We start from the raw sequence: 17,560 nt of genomic DNA on the forward strand, positions 1-17,560 counted from the left end.
GCAACTGGAAGGGGTTGGGTGCTTCATAGAGCCTCACTCCATCGTCACCCCCTTTTTATTGAAGGATTTCAGTTCATTGGTCGGCCAAGTCTATCAGCAATTGAGGTGCCCGCCCAAGACGCATCTGCATGGCAGGCGTATGATGGCGATACAATTTCCGGATGAATGGATTCCATGCAGTCTTCGCGATTCTTTCGTCTCCGACCGGGCCCGGAAGTGGCCTTGTTCTTCATCGGCCTGATGCTGAGCTTTCCCTGTATGGCGCGTAGTCCCCTGGAATTGGTCGACTCGCTCGACCTGGAGCGCTATCAAGGGCGCTGGTACGAGATTGCGCGGTTGCCCAACCGATTCCAGAGCCATTGCGACGGTGAGGTGACGGCCGAATATGCCTTGCTCGACGACGGGCGGGTCAGCGTCACCAACCGCTGCCGCCGGGCGGACGGGAGCTGGAGCGAGGCCGAAGGTATTGCCCGGCCCGACGATGCCGACAGCCGTGAATCGGCGCTGGAAGTCCGGTTTGCCCCGCGATGGCTTTCCTGGCTGCCTTTTGTCTGGGGCGAGTACCGGGTCATGGCGCTGGATGACGATTATCAGTATGCACTGGTCGGCAGTGACGACAGGGAGCTGCTGTGGATACTGGCGCGGCAGCCGGAATTGCCGGACGATATTTTTGAGCACCTGGTGGCCGAAGCGCAACGACAGGGCTTCGACACGACGGGCTTGATCCGAACGGAGCATCGATGATCGACGTGATCGTGATTGGTGCCGGCTGGAGCGGGCTGACCGCTGCGGCGAGGCTTGCTTCCAGCGGCCGTTCCGTTGCCGTGGTCGAGAAGTCCCGCGGCCCTGGTGGGCGCAGTGCAACGAGGCGAGAGGAGGGGTTCATCTTCGACCACGGCGCACAGTACTTGACGGCGCGCAGCGACGCATTTTCCCGCCAGGTCGAGGCCTGGACGGGTGCCGGGCTTCTTGCGCCGTGGACGCCAAGCTTGACCGTGTTCGGAAAGCGGCCCGATCATGCCGGCGAGTCACCGGCACGGCGTTGGGTCGGCGTCGGCGGGATGAATGCCGTGCTGCATCGTCTCGCCGGTGGGCTCGACTGCCGCTGGGGCTGGCGCGCCGAATCCATCGAATTCGACAGGCAATCCTGGCGGGTCCGTTCGACCGATGGGCAGTTGCTGGAAGCTTGTTCTCTGCTGGTGACCGCGCCGCCGGCCCAGTCATCCGCTTTGCTGGGGCCGGAGCACGCCTTTTCCGGGCAGCTCGATACGGTCGAGATGCTGCCGTGCTGGTCGGTCATGGTGGGCTTTGCAGAGCCACCGGCCACCGCCTTCGACGCCGCATTCGTCAACGAAGGGCCGTTGTCCTGGGTCGCACGCAACGACAGCAAACCCGGCAGTCAAAGCACGTCGGCCTGGATCGGGCATGCCAGTGCGGCGTGGTCGCGGGACAACCTGGAAGCCGAACCTGAAGAGGTGGCGGACGCGTTGTTCGCGGCCATGACTGAACTCGATTCCGCTTTCAACCGGCCTTCACGCCTGTGTCTTGCCCATCGCTGGCGCTATGCAATGGCTCGAGCTCCCCTGGACGGGCCGATACTGGCCGACGATGGGCGCAAGCTGGTGGTCGCCGGCGACTGGTGTGCCGGCGAACGAATCGAGGGTGCCTGGATCAGCGGCGTGGCGGCAGCGCAAAGGCTGGCGTCCGTGCTTTAGAAACCCAAATCCCAAGCACCAAGTACCAAACAAATTCGAATGATCAAAATTCGAATGACCCAAACAGTCTGGGCGCCGTAAATGTCAGTTCTAGGCGGTTGAGTTAACTCGGGTGTCTTTCGCTGCACCCATCAGCTCAGAGGCGCCGCCGTTTCCTGCAGCCTCAGTTCGACGCTGCCGTCGTCATTGCGGGCGACCGTCATCATGGTCACGCCTGAATCCACGCGCACGGTGCTGCCCGTCTCGTGCCAGTCGCCGAGTACGATTCGTTGACAGTGACGCTGATCGACCGATATATCGTGAATCGCCAGTCGATGGGTGTGGCCGTGAATCATGCGGCGTACACCATGCTCGCGAAAGGCCGCCTCGACCGCCTCGAAATTGACATCCATGATGCTCTCTTCGGTAGAGGCCGTGTGCCGGAGACTCTTCCAGCGCGCCAGTCTTGCCATCAGTTTTCGCAGCCAGGCCGGCTTGCCGAGGATCCGCTGCTGCCAGCGGGGATCCCGTGCCTTGCGCCGGAATCTCTGATAGGACTCGTCGTCCGTGCAGAGCGTGTCACCGTGCAACAGCAGAATCGGCTCGTTATCCTGCGTGAGGAATACCGGCTCCTCGAGGCGCGTCATGCCGGATTGCCGGCAGAATTGATCGCCGACGAGGAAGTCGCGATTGCCGCAAATGAAGAACAGCGCGGTCCCGCCTTCGGCCAGCTTCGCCAATTGGCGGGCTACCCGGCGACCGAGGTTGCCGGGCGCGTCATCACCGATCCAGACCTCGAACAGATCCCCCATGATGTACAACGATGCGGCTTCGCGTGCCGGGCCGTCGAGGAAATCCAGAAACAACTGCGTGGTTTCCGGTCGCTCATCCTGCAGATGGAGGTCGGCGATCAGATAGGTTGGTGCGCTTTTAGTCAGAAATCTCGACTCGCTCGATAATGACGGGTTCGGCCGGTACGTCGCGGTGCATGCCCTTGCTGGTCGTTTCCACCGACCGGATCTCGTCGACGACATCCATGCCCTCGACGACGCGGCCGAAGACCGCGTAGCCCCAGGTTTGCCCCGAGGCCTTGTTGCGGTGGTCCAGGAAGGAATTGTCGACCACGTTGATGAAGAACTGGCTGGTGGCCGAGTGCGGATCGTTGGTGCGGGCCATGGCCAGCGTGCCCCGCTTGTTCTCGAGACCGTTGTCGGCTTCATTCTCGATCGGATCACGGGTGGGCTTCTGCTCGAAGTCGGTATCGAAACCGCCGCCCTGGATCATGAAGTTTTCGATTACCCGGTGGAACACCGTGCCGTCGTAGTGGCCGTCGCGGGCGTAGGCGAGAAAATTGGCCGTGGATTCCGGCGCCTGTTCCTCGAATAGTTCGACGGTGATGTCGCCGAAGTTGGTCTGCAGAATCACGGTCGGGTTCTCCATTGTTGTCGAATCGTTCTGGGTTTCGGTGTTCTGTCCGGATTCCTGCGCGGCCAGAGGCAGGGCCGTGAGCATCAGCAGGGCAAGGAAAGTTCGCATCGGTGGTCGTTCATCCATGGGTTGCGCAATCGTTCATAATACGGTTTTGCACAACAATTGTCAGCGACGGATACCATGCCGACAGCAGCGGAAAATGACGGTTTTCAGGTCATCGAGTTCGCGGATGGCAGCCTGAAGCTGCTCGACCAGCGCCTCCTGCCTGCGCAGGAGCGCTGGCTGCAGATCGGGACCGTGGACGAGGCGGCGGCGGCAATCCGTGATCTCGTCGTGCGCGGCGCGCCTGCCATCGGTATCACGGCGGCCTATGCCGCGGTCCTTGCGGCCACCTCACGCAATGGCGACTACGCGGCCTGGTGCGGGGATCTCGAGCGACTCGAGCGCGCCCGGCCCACCGCCGTCAATCTGAGCTGGGCCTTGAACCGCATGCGTGGATGTGCCGATCGCATCGGTGGGGCCGAGCCGAAGGCACTTCTGGCCGAGGCCCGGCGTATCCACCGGGAAGACATCGAGGCGAACCGAGCGATGGCCCGCGCCGGGGCGGCCCAGATCGATACCGGATCGGGTGTGCTGACGCACTGCAATACCGGCTCGCTGGCGACCGGCGGTATCGGAACGGCGCTGGGCGTTATCGTCCAGGGCTGGCGGCAGGACCGTATTGCGCGAATCTATGCCGACGAGACACGACCCTGGCTCCAGGGTTCGCGGTTGACGGCCTGGGAACTGGCCCGGGCAGGAATCCCTTTCCAGGTCATCGTCGAGGGCGCCGCAGCGTCGCTGATGGCCTCGGGAACCATCGACTGGGTGATCACCGGCGCCGACCGGATTACCGCCAACGGTGATGTTGCCAACAAGGTCGGCACCTGCATGCTGGCTGTTCTCGCCCGCCATTTCGGCGTCAGGATGATGGTGGTCGCGCCCTCGTCGACTGTCGATCCCCACCTTGACTCGGGGACGGAAATCGCCATCGAGCAGCGCGATCCGGCCGAGATCTGGCGTGCCGCGGACATCAAACGAGTGCCGGCCGGATTCGATGCCTGGAACCCCGTCTTCGACATTACCCCGGGCAACCTGGTCGACTGCATTGTGACCGAGCGGGGCGCACATTTCCCCCCTTACGGCTTCTCGAGTTCGCGGGATGGCGAAAGCCCCTGAAATCAGCCGTCTGTGGTAATATTCAAGGCTTGTTGCGCTTCTCCGGCGAGCCTCTTCAGGTATCCGGAAGGGCCTTCCTTAAAAGTTTTATTTTCAGATACTTACCACAATAACTTAAAGTAGTTACGGGGTTACCGTAGATGGCGGAAATGGCACGCGAAGTGCTCCAGGTAAACCTGGAAGACGAAATGCGCCAGTCCTACCTCGATTACGCCATGAGCGTGATCGTGGGCCGGGCGCTTCCGGATGTTCGAGACGGTCTCAAGCCGGTCCATCGGCGCGTGCTGTTTGCGATGCACGAACTGGGCAACGACTTCAACAAGCCGTACAAGAAATCGGCCCGCGTGGTCGGTGACGTCATCGGTAAGTACCATCCCCACGGCGACAGCGCCGTCTACGACACCATCGTGCGCATGGCGCAGCCGTTTTCCATGCGCTACATGCTGGTCGACGGTCAGGGCAACTTCGGCTCGATCGACGGCGATTCCGCCGCGGCCATGCGTTACACGGAAGTGCGCATGGCCAAGATCGCGCACCAGATGCTGGCCGACATCGGCAAGGAAACGGTCAACTTCATTCCCAACTACGACGAGTCGGAGAATGAACCGACCGTCCTGCCGGCGCGGGTGCCGAACCTGCTGGTCAACGGCGCCTCCGGTATTGCGGTGGGTATGGCCACCAACATCCCGCCGCACAACCTCGGCGAGGTCATCAGCGCATTGCTGGCCATGATCCGGGATCCGGATATCGGCATCGACGAGATCATGGAGCACCTGCCGGGCCCCGATTTTCCGACTGCGGCCATCATCAACGGCGCGGCCGGCATCGACGAGGCCTACCGCACCGGTCGCGGACGCATCTACATGCGGGCGCGTACCGAAATCGAGACCGACGAGGACAGCGGCAGGACCCGTATCGTCGTCACCGAGCTTCCGTACATGGTCAACAAGGCCCGGTTGCTCGAAAAGATCGCCGAACTGGTCAAGGAAAAGCGCGTCGAAGGCATTTCGGGACTGCGCGACGAGTCGGACAAGGACGGCATGCGCATGGTCATCGAGCTCAAGCGTGGTGAGGTGGCCGAGGTCGTGCTCAACAACCTGTTCCAGCTCACCCAGCTGCAGTCGGTGTTCGGCATCAACATGGTGGCGCTCGTCGACGGCCAGCCCAGGCTGCTCGATATCCGGCAGATACTGTCGGCCTTCCTCGCGCACCGCCGCGAAGTGGTTACCCGCCGCAGCCTCTATGAGCTCAGGAAGTCGCGCGAGCGGGCGCACATACTGGAAGGCCTGACCGTCGCGATTGCCAATCTCGATGAAGTCATCGCCCTGATCAAGGGATCCAAGACCCCGGCCGATGCCCGTGAGGCGCTGCAGACCAGGCGCTGGAATGCCGACCTGGTCGAGTCCCTGCTGGGGCAGGCGGGCGCCGAACTCTCGCGCCCCGAGGACCTGCTGCCCGAGTACGGGTTGGGTGAAGGCGGTTACCAGCTCTCGCCGAATCAGGCCCAGGCCATTCTGGACCTGCGCTTGCAAAAGCTCACGGGACTGGAACAGGACAAGCTCTCGGAGGAGTACGAGAGCATCCTGGAGACCATCCGCGAACTGATGCGCATTCTGTCCGAGCCGGACGCCTTGATGGGGGTCATTCACGACGAGCTGGTGGCGCTGCGCGACGAGTTCGACGACGTGCGCCGTTCCGAGATCATGCATGACCACCTCGATCTCACCATGGAAGACCTGATCACGCCTGAAGACGTGGTGGTCACGCTCTCGCATGCCGGTTACGCCAAGTATCAGCCGCTCGATCGCTATCGTGCCCAGAAGCGAGGCGGTCGTGGTCGCTCGGCGGCCAAGACCAAGGACGAGGATTTCGTCGAACGGTTCTGGGTGACCAATACCCACGACACGCTGCTGGTGTTCACGAGTGCCGGCAAGGTTTACAAGACCAAGGTTTACCAACTGCCACAGGCCGGTCACAACAGCCGCGGACGACCCATGGTCAATCTGCTGCCGCTTGACGAAGATGAACGCATCAACGCCGTGCTGCCGACGCGCGAGTTCCCCGACGACTGGTTCGTGTTCTTCGCGACCCGCGGCGGCCGCGTCAAGAAAACACCGCTTTCGGATTTCGCCAACATCCGTTCCAACGGCATCTGGGCGGTGTTACTGGAGGAGGGTGACGAGCTGGTCGACGTGGCCTTCACCGACGGCACTTGCGACATCCTGCTGTTCTCGTCTTCGGGCAAGACCGTGCGCTTCCACGAGACCGACGCTCGGCCAATGGGACGCCAGACGCGCGGTGTCCTGGGTATCCGGCTGAAGGACGACCAGGAAGTCGTTTCCATGCTGGTGGCCGGTGATGCGGATGTCTTGCTGGGCACCGCCAACGGCTACGGCAAGCGCACGCCGCTGGAGGAATTCCCGGTTCACAAGCGCGGCGGGCAGGGCGTGATCGGTATCCAGACCGAAGGTCGCAATGGTCCGCTGGTGGCGGCCCTGGCCGTGTCCGACGAGGACGATGTCATGCTTACCTCCAACGCGGGTACCCTGGTTCGGACGTCGGTTTCCGAAATCTCGCGCATGAGCCGCAATACCCAGGGCGTCACCCTGATCCGGCTGGATGAAGACGAGCAATTGATCGGCATGGCTCGCGTGGCGGCTTCCGAAGAAGAGTCGCCGGGTGAGGAAGGAGACGAGTAGGCACCGGTCGCCGGTGTCTCAGTCGGATGCCTCGAAGCGGTCTGCGAATACGCCGCCGATACTCAGGCTGAAGGCCTCGCTCCACTCGCCTTCGCCGCAGTTGTTGATGCCTCGTACACGCCAGTAGTACTTCGACCATTTCTCCAGATCGCTGGCGGGGGTGAATGAAGGGCTGTCGACATTCCCGTCAAAAATGATATTGCCGAACGAATCGTCGGTCGCAATCTGGATGTCGTACGCCCCGACGTCGGAAAGTGGGCTCCAGCTGAAGGTCGGTCGTAGCTCGTCGAGCTCCGCTCCGTCGGCCGGGCCGGACATCGAGGGTGCCGTATCCAGGTAGGCGTCGATATCCAGCGTCAGCCTGTCCGAGTTCCGCAGCTGGCCGTCGTCGCCCTCGATAAAAACGGTCGACTCTCCCGGTATTGCCGAATCGTCGATCGTGAGGGTCCAGGTCGACGCGCCCGGCAGGGTGACGGGGTTCGGAACAAGCGTCTGAACGACGCCGCCGGGCTCACCGGAAGTATCCAGTTCCACGTCTGCGCTGTATTCGCCGATCGATGCCAGGTCGACCGTAACGTCGTACTGATTCGTCTGACCCTCCGGTGGGACGCAGGCTTCGAGGACCGCGGGCTCGGCATCAACCGTGTAGGTCCGGCAATTGTGGCAGACCAGCGCGAAGTCCTGCTTCGCGCTTCCGGGATCATATGGACTGAGGGCATCACCCGCCAGCTCGCTGGCCACGACCTTGGCGGACATGACGGACCCCTGTTGTTCCGGAGGCAGGTACAGGCCTTCGAGATTGTTCTTTTCATCGGCCGTTCCGCCCGCTTCGGACGAACCGTCGGAGCCGATGACGTTGCCGAGGTAAGTGTAGCCCCCCGCATCCAGGCTCAGGTCCAGGTTGTTGACCCAGGCCGGCGTCTCGCCCCCCAGGCCGTGGCCGGGTGCGTCGGTCCAGGCGAGCATGACGCGGACGGGCTTGCCGGGGTTGCTTGGCTTAAACTCCAGCGACCAGTGCTGGCCCGAGTCGTTGAAGACGGTCTTCTGATCGTACAGAAGCACCGGGGAGTCGTCCTTCATGACCGAATCGAGATCGAGCCGGCCGTAGCCCTGGAAGCGATCGGGCCGGTGCCCCATGATCTCGCCGTCGGCGTTGGTCTCGCCGACGAGATTCCGGGCCGAGGCGGTAAATACGGCCTTGACCAGCGCGGGGGAGGGATACGTGCTGGTCCGGTCGAAGAACTTCTGGACCCAGACTGCAATCGAGCCGCTGACCACCGGTGCGGCCATGGACGTGCCACACTTGAGTTCGTAAGCAGGATTCCCGCTACTGTTCGTGCTGGTGCTGTCGGTCCAGCAGCCCGGTGCGACGATGTGCGGAACGCGCCGGCCGTCGCAGGCCGGCCCGTGCCCGGAGTTGGAGGAAATATCGAAAATATCCGTACGCTGAGTCCCGTCACCGTTTTGCAGCGAGTTCGAACCGACGGCGAACAGGTTCTTGGCTTCGTCGGGTGATCCCAGCGAGCTGGGCGAGCAGGTCCCGCTGCCGTCACCACCACCATTCATGATCGACCACACCGGCAGCAGCGGCTGATTGCCGGGGGTGTCGGGGTCGGCATCGCGGGTGATCATGTCCACCTGTCGGGTGGGAATATCGTAGCCCTGGGGAGAACCCGTGGGGCCCCAGGAGTTGTTGGTCAGCAGCGCACCGCTACGCACCGAATCCTGGTAAATCCTGAGCATGCCGTCGGGTGTCATCGCGCCTGGATAGCTGGTGTCGAGGAACGGTTGGTAGACCTGTGTGACGATCTTCGCCCCGGGTGCGACGCCCTGGCCGCGCAGGAAGCCATTGACATCGGCCTTTCCAGAAGCGCCGGTTCCCACGATGGCACCGGCGATGTGGGTGCCGTGCGCGCTACTACCCGAACCATTGCAACTGCCATTCGTGCCTGTACAGGCCGCTTCGCGGCCATCGAGATCCTGGTGGGATGTCAGCACCGGGCCGTCGACCACAGCGACGACAATGCCGCTGCCGTCGTAACCCGAGTCGTTCAGCCATGCCTGGTAGCCGGGCTGTAGGGTGCCCGATTCGTCGATTGCGCCGACAATGGACTGGTTGCTCATCTCCCCGCGCAGGGCGGTTTCCCGAGGGATCTGCTGGACGGTCAGGATTCCCGGAATCGCGGCGATGTCGGGATAATCCCGACCATCGGCTTCCATGTGCACGATGTCGAGATGGCGGTCGAGCGAAGTGATGGCACGTACCGTCCCGAACTCGGCCAGCTTGGCCTCGATGGTTGCCACGTCGGCATGGGTGCTGGCGAGGGCCATCGTCGGCCGCTTGCCGGGCTTCGAAATCCGGCGTCCGGGCGGCAGTTTCCAGTCGGTCTGCACGGGGCCGTTCCAGCGAACGCCGGGCATGGACCCCGCAGCGTTCATCGGCCCTGACGCGGACCAGACGATATAGCTGAAAGGATGCAGGGGCTGGACCAGCTCGATACCCCGGGCACGCAGGGAGCGAAGCCAGCCCTTGCGAATCGGCCCCTTGAATTGAATCAGGTAGAAATCGCCTTGAGGATCGACTTTTCGGCCATCAGTGGAAGATCTTTCCCGGGCCGGATCGAAACGCCGTCCGCCGAGCGCCAGCTCGAAAGGGTTTTCTTCAACGACGACGCGCTGCCCCTCGCGACGCAGTTCTTCAATCTTGTCCTGTTCAAGTTGCCCCCACTGAAAGCTGCCGTAGTCGGACAGTGCGTCATATGAAGTCCTGGACGCCGGACCGCTATCCCGGGCGTCCAGGTGCAGGCGCACCCACTGTCTCTCGCCCTCGGCAGCGAGTGCGCCGGCTGTGAGAAATACGATCAGCACACCGATTGCGGGAGCAAACCGTGTGGGGCCTCTCGCCGGGCGGGCCATCGATGAATTGCAGTTGGGCAAGTGTTTTCTCGACAATCTGATTGATTCGTCTTCCGACCTCTGCGCCGGTTGCCATTGAGGCAGCGCCAGGGATGGTTCCGTTACGGTGCCGAAGCGAGCATACCGCATGAGGGTGATCGTTTCACCGCTTGCCGGATCAGGGGAATGCACCCGTGACTATTGTCACGTTCGTTCCAGAAGGGCGCTGTAGTACTATCTCGACCTATGTCATTTCGGAGATGGTTCGTGTCCAAGATTCGCAATCCCTTGTTTGCCAACTGCGTGATCGGTATTTCTCTGGCATTGGTCGCCGCAGTTTCATTGGCCGATACACGGCTGCTCAGATTCCCGGACGTCCACGGCGAGCGTGTCGTGTTCAGCTACGGTGGCGACCTGTGGTCGGCGCCGATCGACGGCGGATCGGCCTGGCGCCTGACAGCGCATCCCGGCCTCGAACTCTTTCCCAAGTTCTCGCCCGACGGGCGCTGGATTGCTTTCACCGGCCAGTACGGCGGTGACGAACAGGTCTACATCATGTCCTCGTCCGGCAGCGAGCCCGAGCAGCTGACCTGGTACCCGGCCTCGGGTCCACTGCCGGCACGCTGGGGATACGACAACCAGGTCTACGGCTGGACACCGGACAGCGAGTCGGTGCTGTTTCGTTCCTACCGTGATGCCTGGGGCTCGTCGACGGCGGGGCTTTACACCGTTCCGCGCCGCGGTGGCCTGCCGGAGCCCCTGCCGATGCCGGTCTCCGGCGCAGGAACCTTCACTGACGACGGCGAGCATGTTTTCTATTCGCCGCTGTTCCGCGATTTTCGCACCTGGAAGCGCTACGAGGGTGGCTGGGCGCAGGATCTCTGGTTATTCGACCTGGAGGCCGGGGAGGCGCGCCAGATCACCGACCATGAGCGCACCGAACGTGATCCGATGTGGATCGATGGGCAGGGCTATTTCGTCTCCGACCGCGAGGGCACCCTGAATCTTTACCGGGTCGATCCTGACAGCGGTGAAATCGAGCAACTGACCACCCATGAAGACTTCGACGTTCGCTGGGCCAGCGCCGGTTCGGAGGGGCAGATCGTCTACGAGCTCGGTGGGCGGTTGCGGGTTTTCGATACACGTGACGGTAGTGATACCGGAATCGAGATCACCGTTCCCGACGACGGTATCAACCGCCGGGAGCGGGTGATCGATGTTTCCGATCAGATTCAATCCGCCCGGTTGAGCCCGACCGGCAAGCGCGTGCTGTTCGAAGCTCGCGGCAACCTGTTCAATGTGCCGGTCGGTGAGGGCGTGGTCCGCAACCTGACCGGCCGTTCCACCGCCCATGATCGCGAGGCGGACTGGTCCCCGGATGGCGAAAGCATCGTTTTCGTTTCCGACGCCGCTGGCGAAGAGGAAATTTATATCATGCCCGCCGACGGCAGCGAGGAGCCGCGCGCCCTGACTTCGGACAACGAGACGCGGTTCTACGACCCGCGATTTGCGCCGGATGGCGAGCACATTGCCGTGTCGGACAAGGACGGGTACATCTACGTGGTTGGTACCGACGGCGACGGCGCGCTTGAACGCGTGGCACGCGACGACAGCTGGCGCAACCGCGACTACACCTGGTCGCCCGATGGTCAATGGCTGGCCTTCAGCCTGACCGAGAAATCCGGGCTGCGTGCCCTGCATCTCTACTCCGTGGCCGACGAGGAAACCCGGCGCCTGACCGAGGGCCTGTTTTCCGAATACCAGCCGGCCTTTTCGCCCGATGGCGATTACCTGTATTTCCTGGCCGACCGGGAGTTCGCACCGCAGATTTCCGGCCGCGAGTGGAACTACGCCACCAACCGAACGACCGGCATCTATGCCTTCATTCTGGATTCATCGGCGGAAAATCCCTTCGCACCGGAGGATGCCGAGGAGACCGGCATGTCCATCGACGGTGAGAACGGTAACGGCAAAGAAGATGAAAACGGCGATGCCGACTCCGCGACGCAGATCGATTTCGACGGCCTGGCCGACCGGGTGATCCGCGTCCCCGTCGAAGCCGGCAACTACATGGCTCTGTCGGTGGCGGAAAACGGCATCCTGTTCGGTGAGCGCGATGCGTTCTACTACGGTCGTGCTCCGGCGGTACCGCCACGGCTGAAGCTGTTCAAGTTCGAAGACAGGAAGGTCACGGATTTCGCCAGCGATATCGCCGCTGCCGATCCCAGCATGGATGGCAAGCAGGTGCTGATCCGAAGCGGCAGTAGCTGGAAGGTCTATCCGATCGCCAAGGAAGGCGATGGGAGCGAAGATGTTGACACTGCCGGCATGCAGGCGCGTATCGATCCCGTCGCGGAATGGGCGACCATCTTCGACGAGGTCTGGCGGCGTTTCCGTGATCATTTCTATGTGGCCAACATGCACGGCTACGACTGGGAAGGCCTGCGCGAGCGCTATCGGCCGCTCCTCGAGCACGTCGCCCACCGTAGCGATCTCAACTACGTGATGGGCGAAATGGTCGCTGAACTCAATGTTTCGCATGCCTATGTCTCCGGCGGCGACGAACGCCTTCCGGATCGGCCGTCCGTCGCCCTGCTGGGGGCACGCTTCGAGACCGATAACGGGCGGTATCGTGTCAGCCGTATTCTCGAAGGACAGAACGACGAGCCGCGCTACCGTTCGCCGCTGACCGAATCCGGCGTGGACATCGCCGAGGGCGATTACATCCTGGCCGTCAACGGGCAGGCACTGACTGCGGAAGACAATATCTTTCGGCGCCTGATGCTGCCGAGTGGCGAGGCGCTTGCATTGACCGTCTCTGATCGGGCTTCCGGCGAGGACAAGCGCGAGGTGCTGGTCGAACCGATCGACAGCGAAAGCGATCTATTCTACCTAGCCTGGGTGCTGGACAACCATCGCCGGGTCACCGAGGCTACCGACGGCCGCGTCGGCTACCTGCACGTGCCGGACATGGGCCCCAAGGGTATCCGCGAGTTCATCAAGTGGTTCTACGGCCAGATCCGCAAGGAGGGGTTGGTCATCGACGTGCGCTCCAACGGCGGCGGCAACGTTTCGCAGATGCTGATCGAGCGCCTGTCGCGCAAGCCGCTGTCGCTGGGCTATTCACGCACCCAGCCGAATGTCTCGACCTATCCAAACCAGGCCTTCAACGGCCATATGGCCGCGATCCTGGACGAGAACTCGGCTTCCGACGGCGACATCTTCCCGTGGCAGTTCCGCAATGCCGGACTCGGGCCGCTGATCGGCAAGCAGTCCTGGGGTGGCGTGATCGGCATCACCAGTCACGGACCGGTGATCGACGGCGGCTCGGTCAACGTACCCGAGTTCGGATTCCTCAACACCGAAGGTGAATGGGTGATCGAAGGGGAGGGGGTCGAACCGGACATCGAGGTCGAAAACGACCCGGCCAGCGTCATCGCTGGCGAGGATCCACAGCTCGAGCGCGCCATCGAGGAAGTGATGAAGCAGATCGAGGCCGATCCGCCGTCCTTCCCCGAACGGCCCGAGCCGCCGGTGAAAACCAACTGATGGTGAGTCGCCCGGTCGGGACCGCGTGCGCCCCGACCGGGTTACATCCGCTTCAGTTCGACGCAGTGGCGAGGCCCTCAGCGGATGTAACCCGGCCGGAGCAAACGCTCTGTGTCTATCGCCCGCTTGTTTTTTTCACCTGCCTCGGCAGCTCTCGGTGCTGGTGGGCCTGCTGAAGGCCTCGCCACCGCGTCGAACCGAAGCAGGCCCACGGCCGTCAAAACCCGGCCCCTGACTATACCCTTAACCAGCTTCCAGCCAGTCTTCCATCGGCGGGCAGGAACACACCAGGTTGCGGTCGCCGAAGACGTTGTCGACGCGGCCGACAGGGGCATAGAACTTGCCCAGGCGCAACTCCTTGACCGGCCAGCCGGCGTCCTGCCGACTGTAGGCATGGTCCCATTCGTCCGAGCCCAGCTCCTCGATCGTGTGCGGCGCGTTCTTGAGTGGATTGTCCTCGGCATCCCATTCACCGCTGGCAACGCGTTCGATCTCGCGCCGGATGGCGATCATGGTCTGGATGAAGCGATTCAGTTCCGCCTTCGACTCGCTCTCGGTCGGCTCGATCATCAGCGTGCCGGGCACCGGCCAGGACATGGTCGGTGCGTGAAAGCCGTAGTCGATCATGCGCTTGGCGACATCCTCCTCGGTAATGCCGGCGCTGTCCTTGAACGGGCGCAGGTCGATGATGCACTCGTGTGCGATACGGCCGTTGCGTCCGGTATAGAGGATGTCGTAGTGGCTTTCCAGGCGTTTGGCGATGTAGTTGGCGTTGAGAATGGCCACCTCCGTCGCCCGGCGCAGTCCTTCACCGCCCATCAGGCGAATGTACGCCCAGGGAATCGGCAGGATGCCGGCGCTGCCCCAGGGGGCGCCGGCGATCGGCGGATTGGTGCCGAATTCGGGCCCCAGCAGCCCGCTGCCGTGGCCGGGCAGGAAGGGGATCAGGTGTTCACGTACGCCGATCGGACCGATGCCCGGGCCGCCGCCGCCGTGCGGAATGCAGAAGGTCTTGTGCAGGTTGAGATGGCAGACGTCGGCATATTGCGCCACGCGTGACCAGCCCACCAGGGCATTGAGATTGGCCCCGTCGAGGTAGACCAGGCCGCCGGCTTCGCGCACTTGCTCGCAGATGCTGACCACGTCTTCCTCGAACACGCCATGCGTCGAGGGGTAGGTAATCATGAGCGCGGCGAGCCGCTCGCGGTGCTTGTCGATCTTCCCGGCGAGATCGTCGAGATCGATGTTGCCCTGCTTGTCGCACTTCACCACGACGATGTCCATGCCCGTCATCTGGGCGCTGGCCGGATTGGTGCCGTGCGCGGAAGACGGAATCAGGCAGACATTGCGATCATGATCGCCATTGTGCTCGTGAAAGCCCTTGATCGCCAGCAGGCCGGCATACTCGCCCTGCGAGCCCGCGTTGGGCTGTAGCGAGACGGCATCGAAGCCGGTGATTTCGCGCAGCATGCCTTCGAGTTCGTCGATGAGCTGGTGATAGCCGCGTGCCTGGTCCCAGGGGCAGAAGGGATGGAGCTCGGCGAATTCCGGCCAGGTGATCGGGATCATCTCTGCGGTGGCATTGAGCTTCATGGTGCACGAGCCGAGCGGGATCATGGCGTGCGCCAGGCTCAGGTCGCGATTTTCCAGGCGCTTGAGATAGCGCAGCATTTCCGTCTCGGAGTGGTAGCGGCCGAATACCCCGTGTTCCAGGTAAGCCGTCTGCCGCCTGAGCCCCTCGGGAATGGCCTGAAAATCGGTATCGAGCTGCTCGTCGAGCGTGGCGATGTCGTCGGCCTCATTGCCGCGGAAAATGCCCAGCAGGCTCGACAGGTGGTGGCGTCGCGTTTGTTCGTTGAGACTGATACCGATGAAGCCTTCGCGATCGGCACGCAGGTTTACGCCGGCCTGGTGTGCGCGGTGCAGCAATGCCTGGCGCTCGGGCTCATTGATACGCACGGAGACGGTGTCGAAGAAGTGCTCGCTTTCGAGTTCGTACCCGGCCTCGACGATGCCATGCGCCAGGATGCAGGTTTGCCGGTGGATGCGGCGCGCGATCTTCTTCAGCCCTTCGGGACCGTGCCAGACGGCGTAGAAACCGGCCATGACCGCCAGCAGGGCCTGGGCGGTGCAGATGTTGCTCATGGCTTTCTCGCGGCGGATATGCTGCTCCCGGGTCTGCAGCGCCATACGCAGGGCGGGATTGCCATGCCGGTCCCTGGAGACGCCGATGATGCGCCCGGGTACGCTGCGGCGATAGGCCTCGCGCGTTGCGAAAAAGGCCGCGTGCGGGCCGCCGTAGGCCATGGGCACGCCGAAGCGCTGGGCGCTGCCGACCACTACGTCGGCGCCGGCGCTACCGGGGGATTCGAGCATGATCAGCGCCATCGGGTCGGCGGCGACCGCCACCTGAGCGCCGCGGTCGTGAGCCAGCTCGACCAGGTCTCCAAGCGGTTCGACGGCACCGTTGGCGCCGGGGTATTGGGTCAGCATTCCGAAGCAGTCGGTGTCGGAAAGTGCCGCCGTCAGGTTCTCGCGCACCTGCACGTCGATACCGAGGTGTCGGCCGCGATTGATGACGACGTCGATGGTCTGGGGCAGGCAGTTCGCGTCGACCAGGAAAACGTCGCTCTTGTTCTTTCGGTTGACCCGCCTGAGCATGGCCATGGCTTCGGCCGCGGCGGTGGATTCGTCCAGCAGCGAGGCATTGGCCAGCTCCATGCCCGTAAGATCCATGATCATTTGCTGGAAGTTGAGCATCCCCTCCAGGCGGCCCTGCGAAATTTCGGCCTGGTAGGGCGTGTAGGCCGTGTACCAGCCCGGATTCTCCAACACGTTACGCAGGATGATCGGCGGGGTAAGCGTCGGGTGGTAGCCCAGTCCGATCATGGAGTGGGTGGGCGTGTTGTGCGATGCCATCTCGCGGGCGCGCTCGAGCACGCGCTCCTCGTTGTCGCCGGCGGGAAGGTCCAGCGGTCGTTCACTGCGGATGCTGCCCGGCATGGTTTCCAGCACCAGATTTTCGAGCGAATCGCTACCGACGGTATCCAGCATCTGGCGCACTTCTTCCGGGTCGGGACCGATGTGGCGTGCCACGAAGTCATCATGGGATTCGAGCCGGTGAAGCGGGGTGTTGGTGTTCCGGTTGTCGGTCATTTCAGAAGCAGTCCTTGCGCGGCAGTCTTGAACAGATAGTGGTCAATCAAGAGAAAGGCAAACAGGGCCATGAGGTAGACCACGGAGTAATTGAACATGTTCATCGGCAGCTGCTCGTTTTTCGAGCGCATGATGCCGATGGCATAGCCCAGGAATCCGATGTCGAGAATAACGGCGCCAACCAGATAGGCCAGTCCGCTCATGCCCGTCAGCCAGGGCAGCAAGGTGACGAGCATCAGGATGATGGTATAGAAGAGAATCTGCCAGCGCGTGAACGTCACGCCGTGAGTGACCGGCAGCATGGGTACGTCGGCGGCGGCGTAATCCTCGCGTCGATGAATGGCCAGGGCCCAGAAATGGGGCGGCGTCCACACGAAGATGATCAAAAACAGAATCAGGGCGTGGGCATGGATCTCGCCGGTTACCGCGACCCAGCCCAGAACCGGAGGTGCTGCACCGGCCGCGCCGCCGATGACAATGTTCTGCGGCGTGGCGCGCTTGAGCCAGGCGGTATAGATCACGGCGTAGCCGATCAGGCTGGCGAAGGTCAGTATCGCGGTCAGCGGGTTGACCAGCAGGGTCAGTATCAGCATGGATACGGCCGCCAGCGCCAGGGCGAAAATCAGCGCCTGGCGGCGGTTGAGCTGATTCGTGGGCAGCGGCCGGTTGCGGGTGCGCGCCATGATCCGGTCGGCGCGTTCATCCAGCAGATGGTTGATGGCCGCCGCCGAGGCTGCGGCGATGCCGATACCGAGTGTGCCCCAGACGAGGGCGTCGAGCGGGATCATGCCGGGGACGGCCAGCGCCATGCCGACAATGGCCGTAAAAACGATCAGCGCAACGACCTTGAGCTTGCACAAGCCCAGAAAGAAGCGCGTTTGCTGCCAGATTGATGCAGTCGCTGCCGTCATGTGCGCT

The 17,560-nt window shown here is 62.8% G+C and carries 10 protein-coding genes; 5 read left to right on the forward strand and 5 right to left on the reverse strand.

Features of this window, described 5'->3' with window-relative positions; all coding sequences use genetic code 11:
• Positions 1 to 174: 174 nt before the first annotated feature.
• The gene (locus tag DZK26_RS00695) at positions 175 to 744 is read left to right on the forward strand and encodes a lipocalin family protein (protein ID WP_116897031.1); all 570 of its coding nucleotides are present in this window, start codon (positions 175 to 177) and stop codon (positions 742 to 744) included.
• Positions 741 to 1,715 carry an NAD(P)/FAD-dependent oxidoreductase gene (locus tag DZK26_RS00700; protein WP_116896973.1) on the forward strand — a complete coding sequence of 325 codons (975 nt, stop codon included), beginning with the start codon at positions 741 to 743 and terminating at the stop codon, positions 1,713 to 1,715. The genes DZK26_RS00695 and DZK26_RS00700 overlap by 4 nt, the downstream gene beginning before the upstream one ends.
• 131 nt (positions 1,716 to 1,846) lie before the next feature.
• Here the strand turns inward: DZK26_RS00700 and DZK26_RS00705 are convergent, their stop codons facing one another.
• Both DZK26_RS00705 and DZK26_RS00710 read right to left on the reverse strand, forming a co-directional pair.
• On the reverse strand, positions 1,847 to 2,632 hold the full coding sequence (locus tag DZK26_RS00705) for a UDP-2,3-diacylglucosamine diphosphatase (protein ID WP_309545483.1): 786 nt from the start codon (positions 2,630 to 2,632) through the stop codon (positions 1,847 to 1,849).
• On the reverse strand, positions 2,625 to 3,230 hold the full coding sequence (locus DZK26_RS00710; RefSeq protein ID WP_404976172.1) for a peptidylprolyl isomerase: 606 nt from the start codon (positions 3,228 to 3,230) through the stop codon (positions 2,625 to 2,627). The genes DZK26_RS00705 and DZK26_RS00710 overlap by 8 nt, the downstream gene beginning before the upstream one ends.
• A 75-nt stretch (positions 3,231 to 3,305) precedes the next feature.
• Between DZK26_RS00710 and mtnA the strand changes: the two genes are divergently transcribed.
• Together mtnA and gyrA are read left to right on the forward strand one after the other, a co-directional pair.
• Positions 3,306 to 4,343: an S-methyl-5-thioribose-1-phosphate isomerase gene (mtnA, locus tag DZK26_RS00715; RefSeq protein WP_116896971.1), complete on the forward strand. Its 1,038-nt coding sequence runs from the start codon at positions 3,306 to 3,308 to the stop codon at positions 4,341 to 4,343.
• Between the two features lie 140 nt (positions 4,344 to 4,483).
• Positions 4,484 to 7,042, forward strand: coding sequence for a DNA gyrase subunit A (gene gyrA / locus DZK26_RS00720; protein ID WP_116896970.1), 2,559 nt, complete (start codon positions 4,484 to 4,486; stop codon positions 7,040 to 7,042).
• Between the two features lie 18 nt (positions 7,043 to 7,060).
• Here gyrA and DZK26_RS00725 read toward each other — a convergent pair whose 3' ends face one another.
• A complete protein-coding gene (locus DZK26_RS00725) occupies positions 7,061 to 9,910 on the reverse strand; it encodes a S8 family serine peptidase (protein WP_181918238.1) in 2,850 nt (949 codons plus the stop codon).
• A gap of 294 nt (positions 9,911 to 10,204) precedes the next feature.
• Between DZK26_RS00725 and DZK26_RS00730 the strand changes: the two genes are divergently transcribed.
• Positions 10,205 to 13,486 carry a S41 family peptidase gene (locus DZK26_RS00730; RefSeq protein ID WP_181918237.1) on the forward strand — a complete coding sequence of 1,094 codons (3,282 nt, stop codon included), beginning with the start codon at positions 10,205 to 10,207 and terminating at the stop codon, positions 13,484 to 13,486.
• A 243-nt stretch (positions 13,487 to 13,729) separates the two neighbouring features.
• Here the strand turns inward: DZK26_RS00730 and gcvP are convergent, their stop codons facing one another.
• Positions 13,730 to 16,642: an aminomethyl-transferring glycine dehydrogenase gene (gene gcvP, locus DZK26_RS00735; RefSeq protein WP_116896967.1), complete on the reverse strand. Its 2,913-nt coding sequence runs from the start codon at positions 16,640 to 16,642 to the stop codon at positions 13,730 to 13,732.
• Complete coding sequence (gene cyoE, locus DZK26_RS00740; RefSeq protein WP_116896966.1) at positions 16,639 to 17,553, reverse strand: heme o synthase; 915 nt, start codon at positions 17,551 to 17,553, stop codon at positions 16,639 to 16,641. The genes gcvP and cyoE overlap by 4 nt, the downstream gene beginning before the upstream one ends.
• Positions 17,554 to 17,560 lie beyond the last annotated feature (7 nt).

Source organism: Wenzhouxiangella sp. 15190 (assembly GCF_003417465.1).
Taxonomy (GTDB): domain Bacteria; phylum Pseudomonadota; class Gammaproteobacteria; order Xanthomonadales; family Wenzhouxiangellaceae; genus Wenzhouxiangella.

Excerpts from the sequence above, each read along its gene's own strand:
- mtnA (WP_116896971.1), top strand. The coding sequence starts at position 3,306 with ATGCCGACAGCAGCGGAAAATGACGGTTTTCAGGTCATCGAGTTCGCG.
- DZK26_RS00700 (WP_116896973.1), top strand. The coding sequence starts at position 741 with ATGATCGACGTGATCGTGATTGGTGCCGGCTGGAGCGGGCTGACCGCT.
- gcvP (WP_116896967.1), bottom strand. The coding sequence starts at position 16,642 with ATGACCGACAACCGGAACACCAACACCCCGCTTCACCGGCTCGAATCC.
- DZK26_RS00710 (WP_404976172.1), bottom strand. The coding sequence starts at position 3,230 with ATGCGAACTTTCCTTGCCCTGCTGATGCTCACGGCCCTGCCTCTGGCC.
- DZK26_RS00695 (WP_116897031.1), top strand. The coding sequence starts at position 175 with ATGCAGTCTTCGCGATTCTTTCGTCTCCGACCGGGCCCGGAAGTGGCC.
- gyrA (WP_116896970.1), top strand. The coding sequence starts at position 4,484 with ATGGCGGAAATGGCACGCGAAGTGCTCCAGGTAAACCTGGAAGACGAA.
- cyoE (WP_116896966.1), bottom strand. The coding sequence starts at position 17,553 with ATGACGGCAGCGACTGCATCAATCTGGCAGCAAACGCGCTTCTTTCTG.